The sequence below is a fragment of the Pedobacter lithocola genome, assembly GCF_042650845.1.
Taxonomy (GTDB): Bacteria; Bacteroidota; Bacteroidia; order Sphingobacteriales; family Sphingobacteriaceae; genus Pedobacter; species Pedobacter lithocola.
This window is the reverse complement of record NZ_JBHSBW010000007.1, coordinates 514,276-537,959: the sequence shown is the minus strand read 5'-3', so window position 1 is coordinate 537,959 and position 23,684 is coordinate 514,276. Positions and strand designations below refer to the sequence as shown.

Below are 23,684 nucleotides of genomic sequence, written 5' to 3'. Positions count from 1 at the left end.
ATTGCTAACTATCAGTAGGTTTATTTACAGATGATGTACCTGAATTAATAAAGGTTCTAATGCGAGATTTTTTTCTTTCCTCTTCGGATTTTTTACGTGGATTGTATTTTATTATTTTGTTCCTTTCATCTTTGACAGGTGGTGCAACAATACAAGCTTTTACTACCGATTCTACACCATAATGCTGCCGTACTTTATCCATTGCCTGGTATAAATCATAATCTTCTTCTGATGTATGGTACAATCCAATTTGCTCAAAACCACTAACCAAATGAGATAATTTCACGCCTATCAATCTTAAAAGCATGCGTTTGCTGTATAATTTTTTAAACAAATCATGGGCTTTTCCGATTAAAAAAGAATCTAAAGCAGTATAAGGGATTCGTGCTTGTTGGGTTACGGTTTCAAAATTCGAATATCGTATCGTTACTGTTATACAGGCAGTTAGTTTTTGCTGGCTGCGCAAATCGAAAGTTAAGTTGGTAACCATGCCAGTAAGTATGGCCTTCATTTTATTAATATCCATGCTATCACTTTCAAATGTAGTTTGGGTACCAATTGATTTTCTCTCGCGATAAGGAATAACAGGGGAAATATCTATTCCATTTGCCTTTTGCCAAAGGTTTAAGCCATGGTCGCCCAGAATTTTAAACATTAACTCTTGTGGGATTTCGGCCAGCGTTTCAATTTTTCGAACGCCCATTTCACTCAGTTTTCGATACGTAGCATTACCTATTCCAGGAATTTTATTTACAGGCAGTGGATTTAAAAAAGAACGAACTTCGGGGAAGGGAATTTCCAGTTCGCCGTTTGGTTTACACTCATTTGTACAAACTTTTGCTACAGTTTTGTTTGCCGATAAGCCGAAAGAAATTGGCAAACCCATTTCTTTAATAACAGTTTGGCGTAATTCGGAAGCAAACTTCATACATCCAAAAAAACGATCCATACCAGTCATATCGATATAATGCTCATCAATACTGGCCTTCTCAAATAGTGGAACACGTTGGGCTATAATTTCGGTAATTTCTTGTGATGCTTTTGAATATTCATCCATATTGCCTTTTAAAAAAATAGCATCGGGGCAAAGCATTTTTGCAGTACGGGCAGGCATTGCAGAGTGAATACCAAATTTTCGGGCTTCGTAACTACAAGATGCCACAACACCTCTATCAGAGCTTCCACCTATTATTACGGGCTTACCAATAAGCTTCGAATTTTTCTTTACTTCGACTGATACAAAAAATGCATCCTGATCCATGTGAATTATATGCCTGTCCTTATCCATGTCAAACTAATTATAAAACAAAAATAGACTAATATTTTTAGTATTGTATACCGATACATATTTACATTATTAACATTTTACTAACATATTTAGTTTTTTTATAATCTGTAAAGGCTATACAAAACTATTTTTCATGCAGGAAATATTAAAGATGGCATAGGTATTAAGCTTACATCTCTAACAGTATTTAAACCATAAATCAGGTATTCAACCTCGGCGATATTGAAAACTTTAATGCATAGATGATGTTGAAATCATATTCTATTAAACTAAATATTAACATCATGAAAACAGTAAAAACAACAACAACGGCAACATCAAAATCTTCAAAACCAACAGGAAAAACCGGTAAAATGGAAAATTCTGAATTTCACAAATTTTTTGTTGATGAACTTAAAGATATCTATTGGGCAGAAAAGCATTTGGTTAAAGCATTGCCAAAAATGAAAAAAGCAGCCACAAGCGAAGGACTTGCAGCAGCATTTGAAAAACATACAGCAGAAACACAACAACATATTGAAAGACTAGAGCAAGTTTTTGAATTACTAGGTGAGAAAGCTGCAGCAAAAAAATGTGATGCAATGGCAGGTTTGTTAGAAGAAGCAACTGGAATTATTGAAGATACCGATAAAGGCACAATGGTTAGAGATGCAGGCCTAATTCTTGCCGCACAAAAAGTTGAGCATTATGAAATTGCAACTTATGGAACATTAAGAACCTTTGCAGAAAATATGGGTCACACAGAAGTTCAAGAATTATTACAATTAACTTTAGATAACGAAAAAGAAACTGACGTTGCACTAACAGAAGCAGCAGAAAGTTTTGTTAACAAAGAAGCAGTTGCTGAATAAGTACAATAATTAATTTTTTGAAATGCTCCAATTATAAAATTTAAATTTATGAAAAAAGACAATCAAAAAGAACCTAAAGAGGAGAATTCAAAAGCAGGCAAAACTGCTGGTAGTTCTAAAGGAAAAGCATCGTTTGACCAAAATGGCAAAGGTGCTTCCGAAAAATTTGGCGAAAGTGGTTCAACACCTAACGAATCTGGAGATGAAAATGGTACTGGAACTGCCAAGAAAACAAAAAAATAAACCTCAAAAAAAAAGTTTGCTTTATTAGCAAACTTTTTTTTTTATAAGATAGAACGAATTACTTTTCGTAAATACTCATTTTTTCGGCAAGTTCTATAATACTTTTAATCTTCAGTTTTTGAAAAAGCCTCAATTTATAAGTGCTCACTGTACCCATTTGTAGGTTTAGTTGATTAGAAATTTCCAATACCCCTACTCCTTTAGTTAGTAACTCTGCAACTTCCAGCTCACGACCAGATAGTTTTGTAAAAGGGTTATCACCGTCATTTCCCAAAATACTATTAAACATGTTTTCTTTAACATTTCGGCTGGAGTATCTACTGCCTGCTAAAATGGTTGTGATGGCTGTAACAATTTCAGACTCATCAGCATTTTTTGTTAAATAACCTGATGCACCCGCCTTTAAATAAGGTACGGCATAGATATTTTCATTAAGTGATGAAAAGACTAAAATTTTAGCGTTAGGTTGTATAATTTTTATCTGATCTATTACCTTTAAATTATTACCTCCAGGTAAGTTTACATCTATAATAATAAGTCCTGGCGATTTTGCAACTTCAACTAAAGTTTGTTCCATTGTAGCAGATTGCCAAATCTGCACCCCTGTCCAGTAATCAGAAATAAGATTACTTAAGCCACGGCGGATAATCTCGTGATCATCAGCAATAAGTACTGAAAAAGTACTTACAGTATTTTTAGTTTTCATTGTTCAAAATATTGTTAGTTGGTAATTATCAATTTATTAATCCGTAGGTAGACTTAAATTTGCTAATTAGACTTTTTACTTTATTTATTTTGTATTTGTAAAAGTACATATTTTATTAATCTTGATTTAACAGAAATCCGTATTTACATTTAATTCATAGGCAAATATTTGTAATTGTTTTGACATTTGTCATCAAAAGCATTTTATTAAAATTTCGTCGACCTATTTTAATGACAAAAACCCTGGTAACAAGAAAAGATAGATTGTATAAGCAACAAGCCAAAAAAAATTTGAGCAGAATATTTTTAATATTGACGACTAAATGAAGGTTAAAATATTAAATTTTAGCTCTGATGCGGCTAAGTGTTTCTAACCTGATGGCCAAAAAAGAAGCAATATGCTTTAACGAAACGCGATTAATTAATTCGGGAAAGGAAACTAAAAACCGTTTATATCTTTTTTCTGCCGATGAAATACGGCATAGATAAGCTCTTTCTTCTGCCGAACGGTAGTAAAGTTCCATCATTTTCCGACCAACAATGTTTGCTTCAGCATAATTTTCGTACAAATAATCTGATAAAACGTGTGGAATGGCAATCAACTCTACGTCTTCTAAAGCTTGTAAATATTCTTCAGAATCTCCTTCGAGCCATAAGTTGCGAATCGTTCCTACAATTTCGTTTTCTTTAGCAATCCAGGTCGTAATTTCGGTTTTACCATCCTTTATATATCCCCTTACAACGCCTTTAACAATTAAATAAAGAAATTTATTCCTATCAACCGGAGAAACAACAAATTTATTTTTTTTAAAGGTTACCGGAAAGGTATGTTGATTTATACGTTCTTCTATCTCTTCCGTAAGCGGATGAAATTGCCTAAATACGGAGATTAACGGCGAAAAATTATTATATTTTTTCCATCTGTCTTCATCAGATAAATCAACTGCAAGCATATATTTAGAGTAGGGATGGTATAATATTGCTTCTTATCAGAAATATTACGATGTAAGTTAGTGAATATGATTATAAAACCAGCAGTTTTAAGGATTTTTTTTTAAAAGATTTAATCACAATTCCTTTTCCACACCCAAACCGAAAAGGGCAAAATCATATTTAGTAGGGTCTAAAGCATCAAATGCTTTAAGATTTTGCGTCAATTCTACTGCAGTTTGCCAATCCGTTTGCTTTCTGGTTATTAAACCGAGTAATCTACCAACTCTATCAACATGTACATCGCAAGGGCAAATTAAATCAGAAGGTTTAATAATATTCCATATCCCAAAATCTACCCCTTTGCTATCTTTGCGAACCATCCACCGTAAAAACATATTTAACCGTTTACAAGTAGATTTTTGTTTTGGAGATGAGATATGTTTTTTAGTTCTATGCGGAAAATCATCTATTGAAAAGAAGTACGACCTAAAATGATTCAAAGCTTGTTCTACATCAATGCTTTTTTCGGTTTGAGAAAAATCAATGTTTCTAGAATCTTCTTCTGCTAAACTCGTTTCTGATACCAATACATCAGCATTTGGAATAAAAGCCATTTCCAAACTTGTGTGAAACGTGTAATGATGCTTAAAAAATGAGATAAAGTATAATAAATCGGTATCGTTAAAAGTCCGGTGTTTAAAATTTAACAGGCTTTTCAAATCATTATCCTGATGATTCAGAACGAAATCAAAAGGAGCATTATCCATTCTATTAAGGAGTTCTGTACACTTATTAATGATCGTTTTCCTTTGTCCCCAAGCTAAAACTGCGGCAAAAAATCCTGCAATTTCTATATCTTGTTTTTTATCAAACAGATGAGGTATGCAAATGGGATCATTTTCTATAAATTTTGGTCGGTTATATGCTTCGACTTTTACATCAAGAAAATTTTTGAGATCTAAGAAATCCATCTGCAGGGTAAACAATGAGGCTGTGTCACCAAAACAAAAATTTGATTGGTAAAACAGCCTCAATATTGGGAGAAATTTATTTTAATGCGTTTTCTAAATCTGCTAATAAGTCATCAATATCCTCTACACCAATGCTTAAACGTAATAAATTATCGGTAACACCCACTTTTTCGCGTTCTTCTTTTGGTATCGAACCATGAGTCATAGTTGCTGGGTGATTAATTAAAGATTCTACACCCCCTAAAGATTCTGCCAAAGTAAAAACCTTAAAATTAGATGAGATTCTAAAAGTTTCTTGTAAATCAGCACCTTTAAGCGTTATCGAAATCATGCCGCCAAAACCACGCATTTGTTTTTTTGCTACGTCATGATTAGGATGATCTTCAAAACCAGGCCAGTAAATTTTATCAACTTTTGGGTGATTTTTTAAATAATGAGCAATTTTTTCACCGTTTTCGCAATGTGCTTTCATGCGCAAATGCAAAGTTTTAATTCCTCTTAAAACCAAAAACGCATCCTGCGGACCAGGTGTAGCACCACAAGCATTATAGATAAACCATAAATCTTTGTACAATTGTTCGTCGCTAGTTACCAAAGCGCCCATAACTACATCAGAGTGCCCACCAATATATTTTGTAACCGAATGCATAACGATATCAGCACCTAAATCAATCGGGTTTTGTAAATATGGTGATGCAAAAGTATTATCAACTGTTAATATTAAATTTTTCTCTTTTGTTATCTTTGCAACACCTTCAATATCAATAATTTGCATTGTTGGATTCGTTGGCGTTTCAATCCATACCAACTTGGTTTTATCATTGATGTATGGTAACATATTTTCGGGCTTCGATAAATCCAAAAAATGAAATTTAATTCCATATTTTGAATAAATCTTGGTGAAGATACGATAAGAACCACCGTACAAATCATTGCCTGTAATTACTTCATCGCCAGGTTGCAATAATTTTAAAACTGCATCTGTAGCGCCCATACCACTCGAAAAGGCTAAACCATATTTTGCGTTTTCTAAAGCGGCTAAACAATCTTCTAATGCTTTACGCGTAGGATTTGTGCCTCTCGAATATTCATAACCTTTATTATCGCCAGGCGATTTTTGCCAGTATGTTGAGGTTTGATAAATAGGTGTCATTACAGCACCAGTTGTTGGATCAGGTTCTTGACCTGCGTGTATAGCTTTTGTTGCGAATTTCATGTTATTAGTATCAGGATGTGAGTTTCAATTATTAAGAATTAATTCCAAAATTTGTTTATTAAATCTAAAATTGTAAATCTCAAATCGTAAATTAATTTAATATGCTCTGGCAAATAATACGCGTTGCGTTGATGGTTTGCCAGAATAAATACAAACACCATCTTCCAATTTGTTGTCTAAAGGAATACAGCGAATTGTTGCTTTTGTTTCTTCCTTAATTTTTTGTTCGGTTTCTGGAGTTCCATCCCAGTGGGCAGAAATGAAACCAGCTTTATCATCTAACAAAGTCTTAAATTCATCATAGCTATTTGCCTCCGTAATATGTTCATCACGGTAAGCTAAAGCCTTATTAAACATAGCGGTTTGTATGTCTTCAAGCAACTTAACAATGTAAATATCCAATCCTTCTTGCGGTACAGTCTGTTTAATTTTAGTATCTCTGCGGGCTACTTCAACTGTTTTATTTTCTAAATCTCTACCTCCTATTGCAACGCGAATTGGAACTCCCTTTAGCTCGTAATCAGCAAATTTAAAACCAGGACGTTGGGTATCTCTATCATCATATTTAACAGATACGCCTAAACCTTTTAAACGCATGGTTAGTTCATTTACATAAGCAGTAATTTTTGCTAAATCTTCATCCCCTTTATAAATTGGAACAATTACAACTTGTATCGGTGCTAATTTTGGCGGTATAATTAAACCAGAATCGTCACTATGTGCCATAATTAATGCACCCATCAAACGTGTAGATACACCCCATGATGATGCCCAAACGTGGTCTAATTTTCCATCTCTACCCGTAAATTTTACATCAAAGGCTTTTGCAAAATTCTGACCTAAAAAGTGTGAAGTTCCTGCTTGCAGGGCTTTACCATCTTGCATTAATGCTTCTATGCAATACGTATCAAGCGCTCCAGCGAAACGTTCATTTGGGGATTTTCTTCCACGAATTACAGGTACCGCTAGCCAATTTTCGGCAAAATCTGCGTAAATGTGTAACATGCGTTCGGTTTCTTCAATAGCTTCCTGAGCTGTTGCATGTGCCGTATGCCCTTCTTGCCATAAAAATTCTGCAGTACGTAAAAATAACCTGGTACGCATTTCCCAACGCACAACATTCGCCCATTGATTGATAAGAATTGGCAAGTCGCGGTAAGATTGTATCCAACCTTTATAGGTGTTCCAAATTATGGTTTCAGATGTTGGGCGAACGATTAATTCTTCTTCTAATTTAGCGGTTTCATCAACTACAATATTTCCGTTGCCATCATTTTTTAAACGATAGTGTGTTACAACTGCACATTCTGTTGCAAAGCCTTCAACGTGAGATGCTTCCTTTGAAAAAAATGACTTAGGAATGAACAATGGAAAATATGCGTTTTGATGGCCAGTATCTTTGAACATTTTATCTAAAACCGCCTGCATTTTTTCCCATATAGCATAGCCATTTGGCTTAATAACCATACATCCGCGTACGGCCGAATGTTCTGCCAAATCAGCTTTTATTACGATATCGTTATACCACTGTGAATAATCTGCTTCCCTGCTTGTAATTTCTTTGCTCATGTTATGTATTTGGAACGTAAATTGTATGTTAAATAATGTGAAATTAAGCCACAAATTTATAAATTTATGCCTACAAAACGATTACGAAACCAAAGCATTAAATTTTAAATGATAATTGGCTGAAGTTTTCGGCTATAATTGCTTTTATACAATCTACACACACAACTAAATATAAACACAATGAAACCAATTAAATTTTTACCCATTGTTATGATAGCAGCCGCTGGGTTGGTTGCATCATGCTCTACATCAAAAATGGCTTCTACCAATGCCACCGATGATGTTTATAATACTGTGGCAAAAGCCAGGGAGGTAGAATATGTTGCACCTGTCCCTCAACAGCAACAGCAGCAATACAGTCAAAATGACCAAGAATATGATGAGTATTATGGAACCAGTAACCCATATTACGACATGGATTATTCATCAAGAATAAATCGTTTTTATAACGGTTCTACCTTTAGGGGCTATTACGACCCATATTATGATAATTATTATTATGGAAACAGCTACGGCAATACAAATTTTTTAGGTTATGGTTTGGGTTGGAATAACGGTTTCGGCTTAGGTGGCTGGGGTGGTGGCTTTGGCTGGGGCGGTGGCTTCGGTTTTGGTGGCGGCTTTGGAAACATTTGGAATAGTCCATTTAATTATGGTTATAGTCCTTATGGTTTTGGCGGTTGGGGACCTTACTCATACTACGATAGATTTGGTTGGGGCGGTGGCTTCTACGGAGGTGGATTTGGTTGGGGCGGCGGCTACTATGGTGGAGGCTTTGGTAATGGTTATGCAAATCGTAATAACAGACCACGTCCTAATAGGGATGGTGATAACCGTGGTTCTTATGGAAATGGTGGTTCAGGTATTTCTCCTGTTAGTGGAAATTATGGCAGACCATCGGTTTCTACTAACAATACTGGCAGGCCAGAAAGATATTCAAATGGTAGCAACGGTTCGATTAATAATGGTCAAGGACGTGTAAGTTCAAGACCATCACGCGATGACAGTTACAGACCACAACCGCAAATACAACAGTCACAACCAGCTTCAAGACCAGATAGAGGTAGTTATAGTCCTCCAGCTCAGTCTTCAGGTAGTAGCGGCGGCGGAAGTTCAAGCGGCGGCGGTGGCGGTGGCGGCGGTAGACCAACAAGAGGCGGCGGTAGATAATTTTAGCACAAACACACATTTTATAACATGAAACTAAGATCAATATTCATTGTGGCGGGAATAGTTTTTGCCAGCAATTCTTTATATGCACAATACACCAGTGATGTGTTAAGATTTTCACAATCTGAACCAGGAACTACAGCACGCTTTAAAGGTTTAGGCGGTGCACAGACTGCACTCGGAGGAGATATCAGTTCACTATCTGCTAATCCTGCAGGGTTAGGTTTTTTTACAAAGTCTGATTTCAGTTTTACACCAGAGTTTAACAACTTTAAAGTTGGTTCAGAATATCTTGGCAACAATGTATCTGATAAACGTAGCAAAGCAGGGATTAATCAGCTAGGTGTTGTATTTTATTCGCCAGTTAATAAGGCAAAGGGTTCTGATTTAAATAGTGGATGGGTAAGTTTAAATTTTGGTATTGGATACAATAAAACCAATAATTTCAATTCGAATATCACTTACTCAGGTAAGAATGCTAAAAGTTCAATGGCCGATTATTTTGCAGATTTAGCAGGAAATACCCCTACTGGAAGTTTGGGCTCGGGTTCTTTGGAACAAATGGCTTATAATAACTTTTTAATTGAATATGACCCTGCTGGATATTTTCCTACCACTGCTTTAAATAATAATCAACAAAATATAATCCGTCGTTCCGGTTCACAATCTGAAGTAAACATCGGTATGGCTGGTAATTATGGCAACAAGTTGTACTTAGGTTTATCTTTAGGATTAACTAACCTCGATTACACTTCTGATTTGGCATTTTCTGAAAGTGGCAATAATTTAACTTATGCTGGTCAAGATCCTGAATTCTTAAATGGAACATATAGCTTTGGTTATAATTCTATTCAACAAACCAGAGGAAATGGTATTAACGCAAAATTAGGGTTAATATACAAGCCTGTTAATGAGTTGAGATTGGGTTTAAGCTTTGTTACACCAACTTGGTATAGCTTAACAGATGATTTTTCTGAAAATTTAAACACTAAGTATAAAAGAGCAGATGGAGCCAGTATTCCTGAATATACTAATCCATTATCTAACTATAATTCGGAATACAGTTTAAGAACACCATATAAAGTTAGTGGTGGAGTAGCTTATATTTTTGGCAATAGTGGTTTAATTACTGCAGATGCCGAATATGTTGACTACAGTAGCATTCGCTTTAGTTCAAACTTTGCAGCGGAAGAAACGAATACAAATCGAGATATTGCATCTTTATATAAAGCTAATGTTAACTATAGAGCAGGTGTAGAATTTAAACTGATTGATCAATTTATGATTAGAGGTGGATATTCTTATTCAGGTTCTCCATACAAAAACTTGGATTTTACTACTCAGGCATACAGCGGTGGTTTAGGTTACAGATTTGATAATTATTATCTTGATGTAACTTACAGACATACGAAATGGGAATCAACAAATTCACCTTACACAATTTCATCAGATTATCCTGATTTTAGTTTTACAGGCGCTGGTCCAACAGCTAATTTAAAAAACACATCTGATAACGTTTTCTTGACGTTCGGTGTTAAGTTTTAAATAGCATGTATTTAACAAAAAAAGTCCCGATTAAAATCGGGACTTTTTTTATGGCTTTTTAATCTCAATTGTCTGCTCTCCAAAAACGACACCATTTTCACTTACACCTTGAATAATTATTTTAAACGGCCCGGTTAAATCACCTGTTGTAAAATTTAATTTTGTATCATTTTTTCCATCCATAAATAATTGGTAATTCCAATATATCGTCGAAAAATTTATTGGCTCATTCATATTGGTAATATCCGACACGTAGAATTCTTTAGGCAAAGAAATGCCTTTTAAAACCAAAAAATTTGGATTAACAGGCTGTTCTAAACAACCTTGATAAACAATGCTTCCACCAGTTGAAGGATAAGTTTTTCCTTTTACAGGAGGTTTACCATAATAATGGTTGTTACAATTAAGTATTCCATATTCGCAAACATAATCACCGCATGCATTTCTTCCATATCTATTTGAAGCAAAGCTTATATCATCAGCTTTCTTTTTTATTGTTACTTCATTTAGTTTTATTCCCGATAAAGATGTTATATTTTCAAAGTTGGGGGTTAAAGAACTCACTGTAGTTTTATTTTCAGTATAATTCAATTTGCTCTGATATAATTTAATGACTTCAGATGGGTCAATCAATTTAACTTCGTATAGTGCGCTATTTTTTACTCCGATATTTAGCCAGATTTTAGATGTTCCATTAGTTAAAAGTGCCTTATATGGCAATAAAAATCGTCCATCATTATCCGTATTAAATGAATTAACATTACTTGCAGCAATAGTATTTATTAAAACAGGCTTAGTTAAAGCTTTTTTATTTTTGGTAATAAAGCCTGTGTATTCGTAATCAGAAAACAGTTTAGTTACATTCGGTTTGATTATTTCATCTTCTGGCCATTTGTATTTCCGCCAACCCTTTATCAAAAGAATATTTTCAAGATAATCTAAGTCATTGTATTTAATCCCTGATAAATTTTTAGGAAGCGATTCCATTGCACTTTCCAAAAGAGCGTAATCAACGATATTTGTTTTATTTAATAACGCCATTCTATTGTTCTGTACCACAGCAACAGAGACCATTCCTTTTGCCAATTTATTATCATTGTTTAAAATCTTTAGATCCAATTTAACACTGTCTCTTGTGTTATAAACTGCTTTATTACTTTTAATCTGTAGGTGATTAATCTGATCAAGATGGGCAAAAAATATCCTTTCAGCGATGGGTCTATATGCACTATCTAAAAGTGTGATCGTGTTTAACCCTATCGGTAGAGAATCTAATTTCAATCGTACTTTTAAGGCTTTTTTAGAATTTAATTTTAAATCGCTAGATAAAAAAATTTCTTCATAATTGTGTACTACAACATGAGCAATACCACTAAAATTACTATAAATTAATGTTCGAAGTTCACTGTTACTCAAAGCGGAGTTTAATCTTATTGCAGCTCCTCTTTTCATGGATATTGGTAATTCAAAATCACCTGATGTCTTACCATGGTTCAGTAATTTAACAGAATACCTAAAATTTGATTTCGGTTTAAGCATGAAAGTTCCCAGTCCTGAAGAATTTGTACTAATTGTATCCAACACTTTTTCATTAGCGTATAGAACAGCTTTGGCACTTATAACAGTTCCGTACAAATCTTTAATCTCAAATCCTACTTTGTTTTCAACATCTAATATAAGATTGCCGCTTTCAGGAAAAAAGTTAACAACAAATTGATTTCTGTTTACCAGTAAATCTAATTTAGCATAGCTGATATGATTATTTTTTTTTACAACAATTGATATCTGATTATTATCTGAATTAATTTTATCTGTAGGATAAACAATCATCAATTCACCAATAATACTCGTTTTGGCCTTACCTGATTTAATTATTTTACCCGCTTTACCAACTGTATAATTTACATCCGCATTTGCAACAAAACGATTATCGCTCGATATGGCCTTTACTAATACGGTACCATCTCCATTATCATTAGATTTAAACGTAGAAATGCTCGCCACTAAGGGATTAATTGTAGTAGATTTAATTGTGATGGGCTGAACAAATTCCACATCTGGCAGTCCATTAAATTTAATATTTGTATTTGCGATAAACCTGTAATTTCCACTTTGAATAGAATCTGGTAAAGTCATACTTCCAAAGACATAGCCATTCTCTATCAAGAATTTTTCATGAACAACCACAGAACTATCTTGATTGTTAACTAAAGAAAGGTATAAACTATTATATTTTGATAAATCTGTAGCCGTTTTTAACAAGTAACCTGTAAACCAAACCTTATCATTATTGGTATAAATATTTTTATCGAAATGGATGAAAAACGTAGATGACTTATTTGAAATTGAATAGTTAGAGAGATTTTTAGCCAAGCTATCCAACTTAATTATTTGGGCATTCAAATTAAGATAAGAAAATAAGCAGCAAAAGAAACTGAAAACTAATATTTTTTTTTGAGGCATACCCGGAGTGATGTACCTAAAAATCTACATAATTTTTCAATATTCAAACTAAATAATTCCTGACAACGCACCTCCTACTTTAGCCATTTCATTTATTTTAGCTTCTACTTCAACACTTTTTATAAGCTCAGGTGCATGATGAGGTTTTTTCCTGGCATCTATTATTAACGAACCCTTGCAGCCCCAATGTTTGTTGATGGTAAAATCATTAATTCCATAAATATCTGCTGCAGGATTGCTTCGAGTAAACGTAACCCAAACCATATTGTTAATGCTTTTTGCAGTAAAGTTTGAGTCATCACACAATACAATCAAAGGTAATCCCGATAAATCAACATCTCTTAATGAAATATTTAGTAATGCAATTTCTGCAGCTGTTTTTTCCGCATTTTGATATGGATGAGCCTTTAAAGTAAATACGCCCGGAATTGCAATGTGAGCATCTATAAAAGAATCGGAAAATTGGATATCATTTGGTATTGTATCCCAAAGCGTTCTCTTTTTATCGCCTGCGGAGGCAAAAACCACTTTAGAACCGCTATTCAATCCATCACCACTGTAATCTAGCGTATCAATAGTTGTGTTTGTGTAGAAATGTAAATCTGTTTTAAAATCTATTCGCTCTAATATATGTTGTAAGAATTCAGAAATATGATGAGTGCTTAAACCTTCATCATCCTCACGGGCTGCAATAAATAAATATTTAGCTAAACTGAGTTGATTTTTGCCCAAGATATGATTAGCAATGGTTAAAATTTCTTGAGGTTTACGTTGCTTTAAATAAGGTGTATAACGTTCGCTGCCTATGGCAAAAAGCAGTGGATGAACACCTGCAGCATCAACCGCATGAACTTCTTTTAGTCCATGAATTTCTTGTGGAATTGCTGAACCTGTTATTTCATGAATTAAAGCACCAAAACTTGTATCCTCCTGCGGTGGGCGCCCTACCACTGTAAACGACCAAATTGCATCTTTCTTGTGGTAAACATTATGGACTTTCATCAATGGAAAAGGATGCGCTAAACTATAATATCCAAGATGATCGCCAAAAGGACCTTCAGATTTATTTTCGTTTGGATAAACCAATCCGGTAATCACGAAATCAGCATCAGCAGAAATACAAAAGCCTTCATCATCATAAAAGTATCTAAATCTTCTATCGCCAAGCGCCCCTGCAAAAGTCATTTCTGATAAACCTTCTGGCAAAGGCATAACAGCAGCTAATGGATGCGACGGTGGGCCGCCAACAAAAACACTTACTTTTAAAGGCTTGCCTAAAGCATTAGCTTTTGATTGATGAACCCCAATACCGCGATGAATTTGATAATGTAAGCCGATTTCTTTATCCTGAATATAGTCATTTCCGCCAAGCTGAATTCTGTACATACCTAAATTCGCATTCAAAATTCCAGGTTTTTCTACATCTTCTGTATAAACCTGTGGCATGGTTACAAACGGACCACCATCCATTGGCCAATTTACGATTTGTGGCAGCTTGCTAATTGAAGTTTTTAAAAATTTATTTTTAGCTGAAGGGGTTTTTAAAGGCAAAGCCGATAAAGCAGACATAGCAGAACCAGCATACGTAAAAGGATTTTTCAACGCCTTCATCGGGTCGTTTCTTAAAGAAACCAATTGCTGCACTTTCGGTAGCGTATCTCTAAAAATGAATTTAGACCGCTCTAATGTGCCGAACAAATTTGACAAGGCCGGAAACGAACTTCCCTTTACTTTCTCAAAAAGAATTGCTGGTCCGTTTTGTTCATAAATGCGCAAATGAATGGCGGCCATTTCCAAATATGGATCTACTTCATCCTTTATTCTTATTAAATGTCCGTGTTTTTCTAAATCTTTAACGCACTCTGCTAAACTGGTATATGCCATATTCAAAGATAGATATTTAGTATTTCTGTAAACCAAAAAAGCCGTACATATACAGCAATTACGCTATATATATACGGCTTTTTACAATAAAAAGATTATTATTTCTTACCAGCGAATGAACGGAGCATCCAAGTATTTTTTTCTTTAAACTGCATGAAACGGTTCACCATATCATTCGAACCGTCATCTCCTGCTTTATCAGTAGCTTCTAATAGTTCTCTTTCAAGTTCTATTAAGTTTGTCATATCATCTAAAATCGCATCAACCATATCAAGATCTTTCATACCAATGGTATCAATTTCTTTAATTTTAGATTCTTTTATGTAATCTGCAAAACGGCTATGAGGTGGTTTGCCTAAAGTTAAAACACGTTCTGCAATTTCATCAATGGTTAATTGAGCATTGGTATAAAGCTCTTCAAACTTTACGTGTAAGGTAAAAAAGTTCTGCCCTTTAATATTCCAATGACAACCTCTTAATTTTTGATAATGTATATGGTAATTGGCCAGGTAGTCGTTTAAAAGATCTACAACAGGTTTAACCTCTTTCTCGTTTAAGCTGATTTCTTTAGCGTCCATTTTAATTTATTTTTTGAATTGATTATATGCCAACGTAACAACTAAACAAAAGAAAAGTTTCGCATAAATATCTATTTAAACAATACCTTATTTATCCTATCGTTTAATAGACATAATTACAATAATATCAAAATTATAAGTATTTGAAAATTAATAATATATGAATTTTATTACTTAATAATCAATGTAAAATGGACATTTAACCAGTGCCATAAACATATTTGTTTTATAATATTATTCGTATAATTGCTTCCCCTGATTAAAAAATTTAAAGAAAATAAATGTATAAGATAGGCTTATCTGCTATAGTATTATTAGCGCTAAATGTAGCTACTGCTAAGGCAAACGCATTAATCGACTCTATTGGAGTAGAAAATAACAACGGCAAAAAATTAATTGTTCATCAAACAGCTGCGAAAGACACTTATTACTCTATTGGTAGAAGATATAATGTTGCTCCAAAAGATATAATGACTTTTAACGAGAATAAATACCTACAAATTGGTGTTATTGTAAAAGTTCCAACCAATGTACCTTTTTCAGCTTCGGCGAGCAATACTCAACAGCCAGCTAATACACTTACAAATGTTACTGAGCATACCGTTAAACCAAAAGATAATCTAAATATGCTTGCTGAAAAGTATGGCACCACAGTTAATGAATTAAAAACCCTCAACAATCTTAAGAGTATTAATTTAAGTATTGGTCAAGTATTAAAAATTCCTGTAAAAAGTGGAGAAGTTACGCAAGCTCAAACAACGGCAGTTCCTATTGCTAAAACGGAGCCAATAAAATCTGTTGAACAAGTTGCTACAACTCAACAACCTGCAGTAGTAACAAATCAAACTGAAATTGAACACACTGTACAGCCAAAAGAGTTTTTAGGCAAAATTGCTGAAAAGTATGGAACAACAGTTGAAGACATTAAAAAACTAAATAATTTATCTGGAAATAATTTACGAATTGGTCAGAAATTAAAAATTCCTGCAACTAAAAATATTGAAGGTGATAAGGTTGTAACTACAATAGAAACTGTTCAAATTGCAACAGAAGTTAAAGATGCTACAGGTACACATACGGTAAAAAACGGCGAAAGTATCTTTAAAATTGCCCAACAATATGGCATTACAGCATATCAAATCAGGCGCTTAAATAATTTAAGTGATAACACACTTAGCAATGGTCAGGTTTTGAAAATACCTACCGGGATTACAACAGAAATCCCTGTAGTTAAAGAGAAAACGGTAGAAGTTATTGTAAAAGATACTGCTTCAAGTGAAAGCTTTCTTTATACAGTAGGAACCGGCGAAACTATTTTTAATATTGCTAAGAAGTTTAATTTAACAGCTTATCAGATTAGAACTGCAAATAAACTAAATGATAATTCGATAACAGTTGGTCAGAAATTAATTATTCCAAAACCACCGGAACCAAAATCGGTTAACGATTTATCTAAGCAAGATCAGGAAGTAAATCCTGATAGTACGGCATTTAAAGACCCAAAACTTCGAGGCGCACCAAGCAAATATGGTTTGAACCAGATTGAAGAGAAAGGAACAGCTGTTTCTATTAGTGATGCAGATTTAGATGCATCGAAAATGTTGGTTTTACACCGCACCGCCCCTATTGGTACCATAATTAAATTAACCAACCCTATGACTAATCGTACAGCATTGGCAAAGGTTGTTGGTAAATTTACTGAGAACGAATCCACAAAAGATGTTATAATTGTAATGACTAAAGCCGTAGCAGACTCGCTTGGCGCATTAGACAAAAGATTTTTTTGCAATTTAACGTACGGTGTGCATGAACTTGAATAAAAAACCATTTATAATTGGGATTGCCGGAGGAAGTGGCTCTGGCAAAACTTTTTTCTTAAACTGTTTTCTTCATCACTTTAAGCAAGATGAAGTTACGCTCGTTTCTCAGGATGATTATTATATCCCGGCAGGTGACATGACCCAGGAAGAAAACAAACTTTTTAATTTCGATTTACCTTCTACAATTGATAGTCAGCAGTTTTTAAAAGACATAAAACAATTGCTTGATGGTGAAGTAGTGTATAAAAAAGAATATAATTTTAACAATCCACTCGCTGTTGTTAAAATTTTAGAGATTAAATCAGCACCCATAATTATAGTTGAAGGCTTGTTTATCCTCCATTTTAAAGAAATTGCTGCATTATTAGATCATATGATTTTCGTAGATGCAGATGAACAGGTTGCGCTTGATCGCAGGGTAAAAAGAGATGGATTAGAGCGTGGATACCCAGAAGAAGATGTGCTTTATAAATGGCATAATCACGTTTTACCAGCTTACAAAGAGTATTTGTTACCTTACAAAGATATTTGCCATAAAATTGTAACCAACAATACCAACGAGCCCGATGAAATTATTGCGATAACAGAAGACATTTCTAACAACTTAAGGAACAGTATTTTGGTTGATATAAACTAAATGCAAATGGATACATATTCAATGGTAATAAGCTTTATTGCCATTGCTTATTGGTGTTACTTGCTCGATCCTTTCAAAAGAAAGCCTCCTTTTAGATTGTACAAAGCATTGCTAAACAATAAAAAAACGCTTCGTATTCACCTTGTTATCTCTCTAGCCATAGCCACAATTGCAATAATAAGAATTATAAATGCGGAACGAGATTTGTTTTCATTTGTCCCGTTATTGTTTATCACCTTAGTATTTATTGTAAACAGCATCTCTAAAAAGACAAATTCGAGAGATTTTTATCTCATATTACGTGGCGAAAAACTTCATAATGCAAGATTCGATATACTTGCCAGCATAGTTGTTATTGTAATCCCATTTTTAATAAATTTTGGAATCTTTGTAGCCTTTAATTTGTAATTAGTTTAATTGCATTTCAGGAATTTCACCTTCAACAATCAATCTTCCTAGAGTAGATTGCTTAATAAAATCAACACTAACACCTGGCGCACGTTCTAAAAGTTTAAAACCACCTCCGGGTAAAATATCCAATACAGCAAGTTCGGTTACGACTTTTCTGATGCATTTTACACCTGTTAATGGCAAAGTACAATTTGGCAATAATTTACTTTCTCCAGCCTTATTTACATGTTGCATAGCAACAATTATATTCTTTGCCGAGGCAACTAAATCCATCGCTCCGCCCATCCCTTTAACCATTTTTCCTGGAATTTTCCAGTTAGCAATATCTCCGTTTTCTGAAACTTCCATAGCACCTAAAATTGTTAAATCAACTTTCTGTGCTCTTATCATCCCAAAACTCATTGCCGAATCGAATATGGATGAACCTGGCAAAGTGGTAATGGTTTGTTTTCCGGCATTAATTAAATCAGCATCTTCTTCACCCTCAAACGGGAAAGGCCCCATACCTAACAATCCATTTTCAGATTGTAATACGATATTTATTCCTTTTGGAATATAATTGGCAACCAATGTCGGTATTCCAATACCCAGATTAACATAGTAACCATCTTTTATTTCTTTAGCAATACGTTGTGCGATTTCTTCTTTTGAAAATGCCATGTTTTTAAAATGAGTGAATTTTGAGTGAGAGAATATTGAATGAGTGAATTTTGAATGAGAAAGTATGAATGAGTGAATTTTGAATGATAGAATTAGTGAATAATTAACATTAAATATTGAATGAATAATGAACCAATGACTAATGACCAATTAACCAATAAACTAATCACCAATGACTAATGAACCAATGACCTAAACAAATGAACCTATTTCTTCCTAACCGTTCGTTGTTCAATTCTTTTTTCATAATCCTTGCCCTGAAAAATGCGATGGACATAAATTCCGGGAGTGTGTATATGGTCAGGATCCAATTCGCCCGCTTCAACCAATTCTTCCACCTCAGCAATGGTAGTTTTACCTGCCATTGCCATAATCGGATTAAAATTTCGGCTCGTAGAACGGAAAATTAAGTTACCGGCAGTATCCCCTTTCCACGCTTTTACCAATGCAAAATCAGCGTCAAAAGCATATTCCATTAAGTAATCCTTCCCATCAAAATTTCTGATCTCCTTTCCTTCTGCAACTTCAGTACCCACACCAGCAGGTGTAAATATTGCAGGCATACCGTAACCAGCAGCTAAACATCTGGTTGCAAGTGTTCCTTGAGGTAATAAATCAACTTCAAGTTCTCCGCTTAATAGCTGTCTTTCAAATTCAGCGTTTTCACCAACATAAGATGATATCATTTTTTTAACCTGACGTTGCTTTAACATCAATCCTATTCCAAAATCATCTAAACCAGCGTTATTAGAAATACACGTAAGGTTTTTAATTTTTTTAGCGACTAATGCATTTATGCAGTTTTCAGGAATACCGCACAATCCGAATCCGCCTAGCATAATGGTAACGCCATCAGATATATCCTGGATGGCTTCTTCAGCTCCTGATACAACTTTATTTATCATTTTATGAATATTATGGTTAGGCTGCTAAAGTACAGAAAGCAGATAGCTTTTTAAAATATTTGATGCAGCAATTATTCAAAAATTCAACACCCCTTTAAAGAATATTGAATTGGAATTAATCTAAATAACAATTACATTTGCATTGTGATATTTAACGATAACGACGATTTAAGAATCCCAACCGACCCAGAATTTCAAAAAGGTATGGGTTTTATATTTAGCTGCACTGCCGAACATAAAAAATGCTGCGAAAAATATAAAAAGGGAAAACGCTGTAAAAAATGTCCTGGTAAGGATAAAAAATAATTATTTATAAATTTCGATTATTTTATCATCGCTTCCGTTACTCGTACATACATAAATTTTTCCTTCAGGCGATATACAAACATCTCTCATTCTGCCGTAAGTATTTACAAAGAAATCTTTTGTTCCATCAATTTTGGTTTGAGCATCATCTAGTTTTAGCTGCATAAGCTTGGTATTTTTTAGCACCGCTAATAATAACGAATTTTTAAATTGAGGAATGTAGTCAGAATTGTAATAAGCCACCCCGCTTGGTGCAATCGTTGGTGTCCAGGATATTAAAGGAACCGCAACATTATTTGCCGAACAAAAACCCTGCTCGCTATTTTCATTACATAAACCTTTTATGTTAGGCCAGCCATAGTTTCTGTTTTTTTCAATAACATTGATTTCATCATCTGAATCAGGTCCATGCTCCGAAGAAAAGATTTTATTACCAACTTGTACCAAACCTTGTGGATTACGATGCCCGTAAGACCAAAGCGGATTATTAGGATACGGATTATCTGATGGTATGGAACCGTCTAAATTCAACCTTAAAATTTTACCCGAGGTAGAATTTATGTTTTGTGGCGTGTTGGTATCTGCTGCATCACCCGTTGAAATAAAAAGCTTACCGCCACTAATTAGCAACCGCGAACCGTTATGTGTAGAAGACGCACCAATGTTATCAATAATGGTTAGTGGATTATTTAGTGTTCCGCCAGTATAAGTATAGCGAACAATTTTTTCCTTGTAACTACTTCCATAATTATAAGCTACAAAAACCCATGGATTAGTAGAAAAATCAGGATTCAACGCAATTCCAAGCAAGCCACCTTCACCATTTTCTCTTACTTCAGAAATGGTAAGTAATGGTACAATTTGTCCGGTGGTAGGATTTAGACGACTAATTTTACCACCTCTCTCAGTAAACCAAATGAAATTATCTTGGCCATAAACCATTCCCCATGGAAACCTTAATCCTGAAACAGCAACCCTATTTTTTAACTCAACATCAGGTAAAGTTCCTGTATCACCACTATCACTTTTATTTTTTTTACAGCTTGTACACATTAAGAGCACAACCAAAAAGGCAAGAATTGGTTTCATAATTTTAGGGTTTGATTAATAACAAAGATAACACCTTATAGTTTTAATAATCAATGATTTATCAATTTAAATACACATAAGTTATACCATCACCTCCTCTATCTGCATGTTCATCTTCCATCCTATTTACCTGACTATATTTTTTAAGATACTCTCGAATCATTTTTCTTAAAATACCATCGCCTTTGCCGTGAATTAGCTTTATTGATGGGAAGCCAAGCATAATTGCTTTATCTAAATATTTTTCAACTTCATAAAGTGCATCTTCAGTTCGTTTACCACGTAGATCAAGTCCGGCTCTAAAACCAGAAACAGCTTCATTCATCCTACCGGCAAAAGAACCAGCACTACTTTGAATAACTTTTTTCGCCTCTTTATTACTAATTTTCTGAACACGATTCTTCTTTACATTAGACCGCAAATCGCCCATAGCCAAAACCAACTCATTTCTATTGATTTCTAATACCTGGGCAGTTGTTTCACTATCGGTAAATTTAACCCAATCGCCAACGGCAATTTCACCTTCAACTATAATAACCTGCGGCTTTGGCTTCTCTTTAGGGATGGTATTTTTCACCAATTCCTGTTGTAAATTCTGCCTTAATTCTTTGGTAACAACTTTATCCGCTTGCTTCTCTTTAATTTCGGCGATTGTATTTTCAACTAGCTTATTCGCATTTTTAATAATATTTTGCGCCTCCATTTTTGCTTCTTTAATTAAAACTCTTCTGTTTTCATCTAAGAAAGCTCGTAGCTTTTCATTTTCTGCAACGAGGTTTTTTGCTTTATTTTGTTGATTTGCTAAACTAACCTTGGTGTCGTAAATCGTTTTCTTCTCACGTTCTAAGTCAACAAGCATGGTATCAACGCGGTTTTGATTTGAACCGGTTTTTTGTCGGGCGAGTTGAATAACTTCTTTCGGCAAACCTATATTTTGTGCAATTTCAAAAGCATACGAACTACCTGGTTTACCCATCTCTAAAATATAAAGGGGCTTCATTTTAGCATTATCAAAAAGCATCGAAGCATTCTCTAAACCTTCAGTGTTGCCCGCAAATAGTTTTAAATTAGAATAATGCGTTGTAATTACGCCTCGTACTTTTTTATTATTTAGCACTTCTAAAACAGCTTCAGCCATTGGTCCGCCAAACTGAGGGTCGGTTCCTGTACCAAACTCATCAATTAGCACCATGGTTTTAGGTGAAGCGTGTTCTACGAAATAGCGCATCTTTTTTAAATGAGCACTGTAGGTACTTAAATCGCTCTCTATGGATTGATCATCACCAATATCAGCATAAATATTTTCAAAAATTCCGATTTCGCTATTGGCATCAACCGGAATTAGTAAACCCGTTTGAAGCATTATCTGCAATAAACCAACAGTTTTCATACAAACAGATTTACCGCCAGCATTTGGTCCTGAAACTAAAACAACCCTGGTAAATTCGTCTATATGTATGTTTAATGGTGTTACTGTCTTCTTTTCAGCAGCAAACGATAAAGTTAATAAAGGATGCCTTGCGTTAATCAATTTTGTTTTAGGCTCCTTCAATAAACCGGGCATCTCCCCTTCTATTTCGATGGCAAATAATGCCTTTGCTCTAACAAAATCCAGTTTAGTTAAAAAACCGTGGTAAGATAAAAGCAGCGGAGAATAAGGCCGAAGCTCATCCGTTAAGGCAATTAAAATTTTTATAATTTCTCTCCGTTTATCAAATTCTAAATCGCGAAGCTTATTATTCAGTGTAAAAACTTCTTCAGGTTCTATGTAAACTGTTTGCCCTGATGCAGATTCATCATGAACAAAACCTTTGAGTTTACGCTTGTTTTCAGCTAGAACTGGAATACACATTCTACCATCCCGAATGGTTAAACTTCCATCAGCAACCCAATTGTTTGCAACAGCCTGCTTATAAATAGAATCCATTCTTTTTCTTACATCCTGTTCTGCTTTAGCAATTGATGAAGAAATTTCCTGCAATTCTTTTGATGCGTTTGGTTTGATTTTACCCTTGATATCTATAACATTTTCTACTTTACGCAGAATATTTTTTTCAATTGGTAAATGTTCAAACAGGGCTTCTAAAGTTGGGTAAACCTCTGCCCTTTCTTCAAAAAATCTAAGTACCGAGAAAACTGTTTGTAGCGATGTATATATTTTGAACCATTCATCTTCGAGCAAATAAGTACCTTCAACGCGTATCTTTTCTATTAAAGATTTTATATCAAAAAACGAATTAATTTGTAAAGGCTCTTGGTTTTGGATGATGCTTTTAAACTCGTTGGTTTGTCGCAAAAACTTATCAATCTGGTCATAACGATTCATAACCTGCATCTTTTGAACCATCGTTTGTCCCATCGGACTTAAACAATGCTTACTGATAAGCTGCCTGATTTCTACAAAACCTAAACGCTCTAAACAATTTTCGGGATATAACAT

Annotated in this window: 20 protein-coding genes; 7 read left to right on the top strand and 13 right to left on the bottom strand. The window is 34.4% G+C overall.

The window, feature by feature from the left end; translation table 11 throughout:
* Positions 1 to 4: 4 nt before the first annotated feature.
* A complete protein-coding gene (dinB, locus tag ACFOWA_RS04655) occupies positions 5 to 1,288 on the bottom strand; it encodes a DNA polymerase IV (RefSeq protein ID WP_378982266.1) in 1,284 nt (427 codons plus the stop codon).
* A 284-nt stretch (positions 1,289 to 1,572) separates the two neighbouring features.
* Here dinB and ACFOWA_RS04650 point away from each other — a divergent pair, with 284 nt between their 5' ends.
* Entirely contained in the window at positions 1,573 to 2,139 is a 567-nt protein-coding gene (locus ACFOWA_RS04650) for a YciE/YciF ferroxidase family protein (protein WP_378982264.1), read from the top strand.
* 48 nt (positions 2,140 to 2,187) lie between these two features.
* Positions 2,188 to 2,382, top strand: coding sequence for a hypothetical protein (locus ACFOWA_RS04645; RefSeq protein WP_378982262.1), 195 nt, complete (start codon positions 2,188 to 2,190; stop codon positions 2,380 to 2,382).
* A 58-nt stretch (positions 2,383 to 2,440) separates the two neighbouring features.
* On the opposite strand, the gene ACFOWA_RS04640 is transcribed toward ACFOWA_RS04645, so the two are convergent.
* The 5 genes from ACFOWA_RS04640 to proS all read right to left on the bottom strand — a co-directional run bounded on the left by ACFOWA_RS04640 (position 2,441) and on the right by proS (position 7,776).
* Positions 2,441 to 3,088 (bottom strand): response regulator, encoded by a 648-nt coding sequence (locus tag ACFOWA_RS04640; protein ID WP_378982260.1) that lies wholly within the window; start codon positions 3,086 to 3,088, stop codon positions 2,441 to 2,443.
* A gap of 337 nt (positions 3,089 to 3,425) precedes the next feature.
* Positions 3,426 to 4,040: a Crp/Fnr family transcriptional regulator gene (locus ACFOWA_RS04635; RefSeq protein WP_378982258.1), complete on the bottom strand. Its 615-nt coding sequence runs from the start codon at positions 4,038 to 4,040 to the stop codon at positions 3,426 to 3,428.
* A 114-nt stretch (positions 4,041 to 4,154) separates the two neighbouring features.
* Positions 4,155 to 4,991 carry a TIGR02757 family protein gene (locus tag ACFOWA_RS04630; protein WP_378982256.1) on the bottom strand — a complete coding sequence of 279 codons (837 nt, stop codon included), beginning with the start codon at positions 4,989 to 4,991 and terminating at the stop codon, positions 4,155 to 4,157.
* A gap of 76 nt (positions 4,992 to 5,067) precedes the next feature.
* Positions 5,068 to 6,207 (bottom strand): cystathionine gamma-synthase, encoded by a 1,140-nt coding sequence (locus ACFOWA_RS04625; RefSeq protein WP_378982254.1) that lies wholly within the window; start codon positions 6,205 to 6,207, stop codon positions 5,068 to 5,070.
* A gap of 96 nt (positions 6,208 to 6,303) precedes the next feature.
* Positions 6,304 to 7,776 (bottom strand): proline--tRNA ligase, encoded by a 1,473-nt coding sequence (gene proS, locus ACFOWA_RS04620; RefSeq protein WP_378982252.1) that lies wholly within the window; start codon positions 7,774 to 7,776, stop codon positions 6,304 to 6,306.
* A gap of 180 nt (positions 7,777 to 7,956) precedes the next feature.
* On the opposite strand from proS, the gene ACFOWA_RS04615 reads away from it, so the two are divergent.
* Positions 7,957 to 8,946 carry a hypothetical protein gene (locus tag ACFOWA_RS04615; RefSeq protein ID WP_378982250.1) on the top strand — a complete coding sequence of 330 codons (990 nt, stop codon included), beginning with the start codon at positions 7,957 to 7,959 and terminating at the stop codon, positions 8,944 to 8,946.
* 27 nt (positions 8,947 to 8,973) lie between these two features.
* Complete coding sequence (locus tag ACFOWA_RS04610; RefSeq protein ID WP_378982248.1) at positions 8,974 to 10,491, top strand: OmpP1/FadL family transporter; 1,518 nt, start codon at positions 8,974 to 8,976, stop codon at positions 10,489 to 10,491.
* A gap of 48 nt (positions 10,492 to 10,539) precedes the next feature.
* On the opposite strand, the gene ACFOWA_RS04605 is transcribed toward ACFOWA_RS04610, so the two are convergent.
* The 3 genes from ACFOWA_RS04605 to ACFOWA_RS04595 form a co-directional block, all read right to left on the bottom strand.
* Positions 10,540 to 12,753: a hypothetical protein gene (locus tag ACFOWA_RS04605; protein WP_378982246.1), complete on the bottom strand. Its 2,214-nt coding sequence runs from the start codon at positions 12,751 to 12,753 to the stop codon at positions 10,540 to 10,542.
* A 249-nt stretch (positions 12,754 to 13,002) separates the two neighbouring features.
* On the bottom strand, positions 13,003 to 14,838 hold the full coding sequence (locus ACFOWA_RS04600; RefSeq protein ID WP_378982244.1) for a UbiD family decarboxylase: 1,836 nt from the start codon (positions 14,836 to 14,838) through the stop codon (positions 13,003 to 13,005).
* A 98-nt stretch (positions 14,839 to 14,936) separates the two neighbouring features.
* Positions 14,937 to 15,416, bottom strand: coding sequence for a Dps family protein (locus ACFOWA_RS04595; RefSeq protein WP_378982242.1), 480 nt, complete (start codon positions 15,414 to 15,416; stop codon positions 14,937 to 14,939).
* 281 nt (positions 15,417 to 15,697) lie between these two features.
* Between ACFOWA_RS04595 and ACFOWA_RS04590 the strand changes: the two genes are divergently transcribed.
* The 3 genes from ACFOWA_RS04590 to ACFOWA_RS04580 are packed head-to-tail and all read left to right on the top strand — an operon-like array spanning position 15,698 to position 18,281.
* Complete coding sequence (locus tag ACFOWA_RS04590) at positions 15,698 to 17,236, top strand: LysM peptidoglycan-binding domain-containing protein (protein ID WP_378982240.1); 1,539 nt, start codon at positions 15,698 to 15,700, stop codon at positions 17,234 to 17,236.
* Positions 17,229 to 17,873 carry a uridine kinase family protein gene (locus ACFOWA_RS04585; RefSeq protein WP_378984116.1) on the top strand — a complete coding sequence of 215 codons (645 nt, stop codon included), beginning with the start codon at positions 17,229 to 17,231 and terminating at the stop codon, positions 17,871 to 17,873. The genes ACFOWA_RS04590 and ACFOWA_RS04585 overlap by 8 nt, the downstream gene beginning before the upstream one ends.
* A 6-nt stretch (positions 17,874 to 17,879) precedes the next feature.
* The gene (locus ACFOWA_RS04580) at positions 17,880 to 18,281 is read left to right on the top strand and encodes a hypothetical protein (RefSeq protein WP_378982238.1); all 402 of its coding nucleotides are present in this window, start codon (positions 17,880 to 17,882) and stop codon (positions 18,279 to 18,281) included.
* Here the strand turns inward: ACFOWA_RS04580 and ACFOWA_RS04575 are convergent, their stop codons facing one another.
* The 4 genes from ACFOWA_RS04575 to ACFOWA_RS04560 form a co-directional block, all read right to left on the bottom strand.
* Positions 18,282 to 18,944, bottom strand: coding sequence for a CoA transferase subunit B (locus ACFOWA_RS04575; protein WP_378982236.1), 663 nt, complete (start codon positions 18,942 to 18,944; stop codon positions 18,282 to 18,284). It abuts the gene before it with no gap.
* A 206-nt stretch (positions 18,945 to 19,150) separates the two neighbouring features.
* Positions 19,151 to 19,849 (bottom strand): CoA transferase subunit A, encoded by a 699-nt coding sequence (locus tag ACFOWA_RS04570; protein ID WP_378982234.1) that lies wholly within the window; start codon positions 19,847 to 19,849, stop codon positions 19,151 to 19,153.
* A 306-nt stretch (positions 19,850 to 20,155) separates the two neighbouring features.
* Positions 20,156 to 21,244 carry a PQQ-dependent sugar dehydrogenase gene (locus tag ACFOWA_RS04565; protein WP_378982232.1) on the bottom strand — a complete coding sequence of 363 codons (1,089 nt, stop codon included), beginning with the start codon at positions 21,242 to 21,244 and terminating at the stop codon, positions 20,156 to 20,158.
* Between the two features lie 61 nt (positions 21,245 to 21,305).
* On the bottom strand, positions 21,306 to 23,684 hold the full coding sequence (locus ACFOWA_RS04560) for an endonuclease MutS2 (RefSeq protein WP_378982230.1): 2,379 nt from the start codon (positions 23,682 to 23,684) through the stop codon (positions 21,306 to 21,308).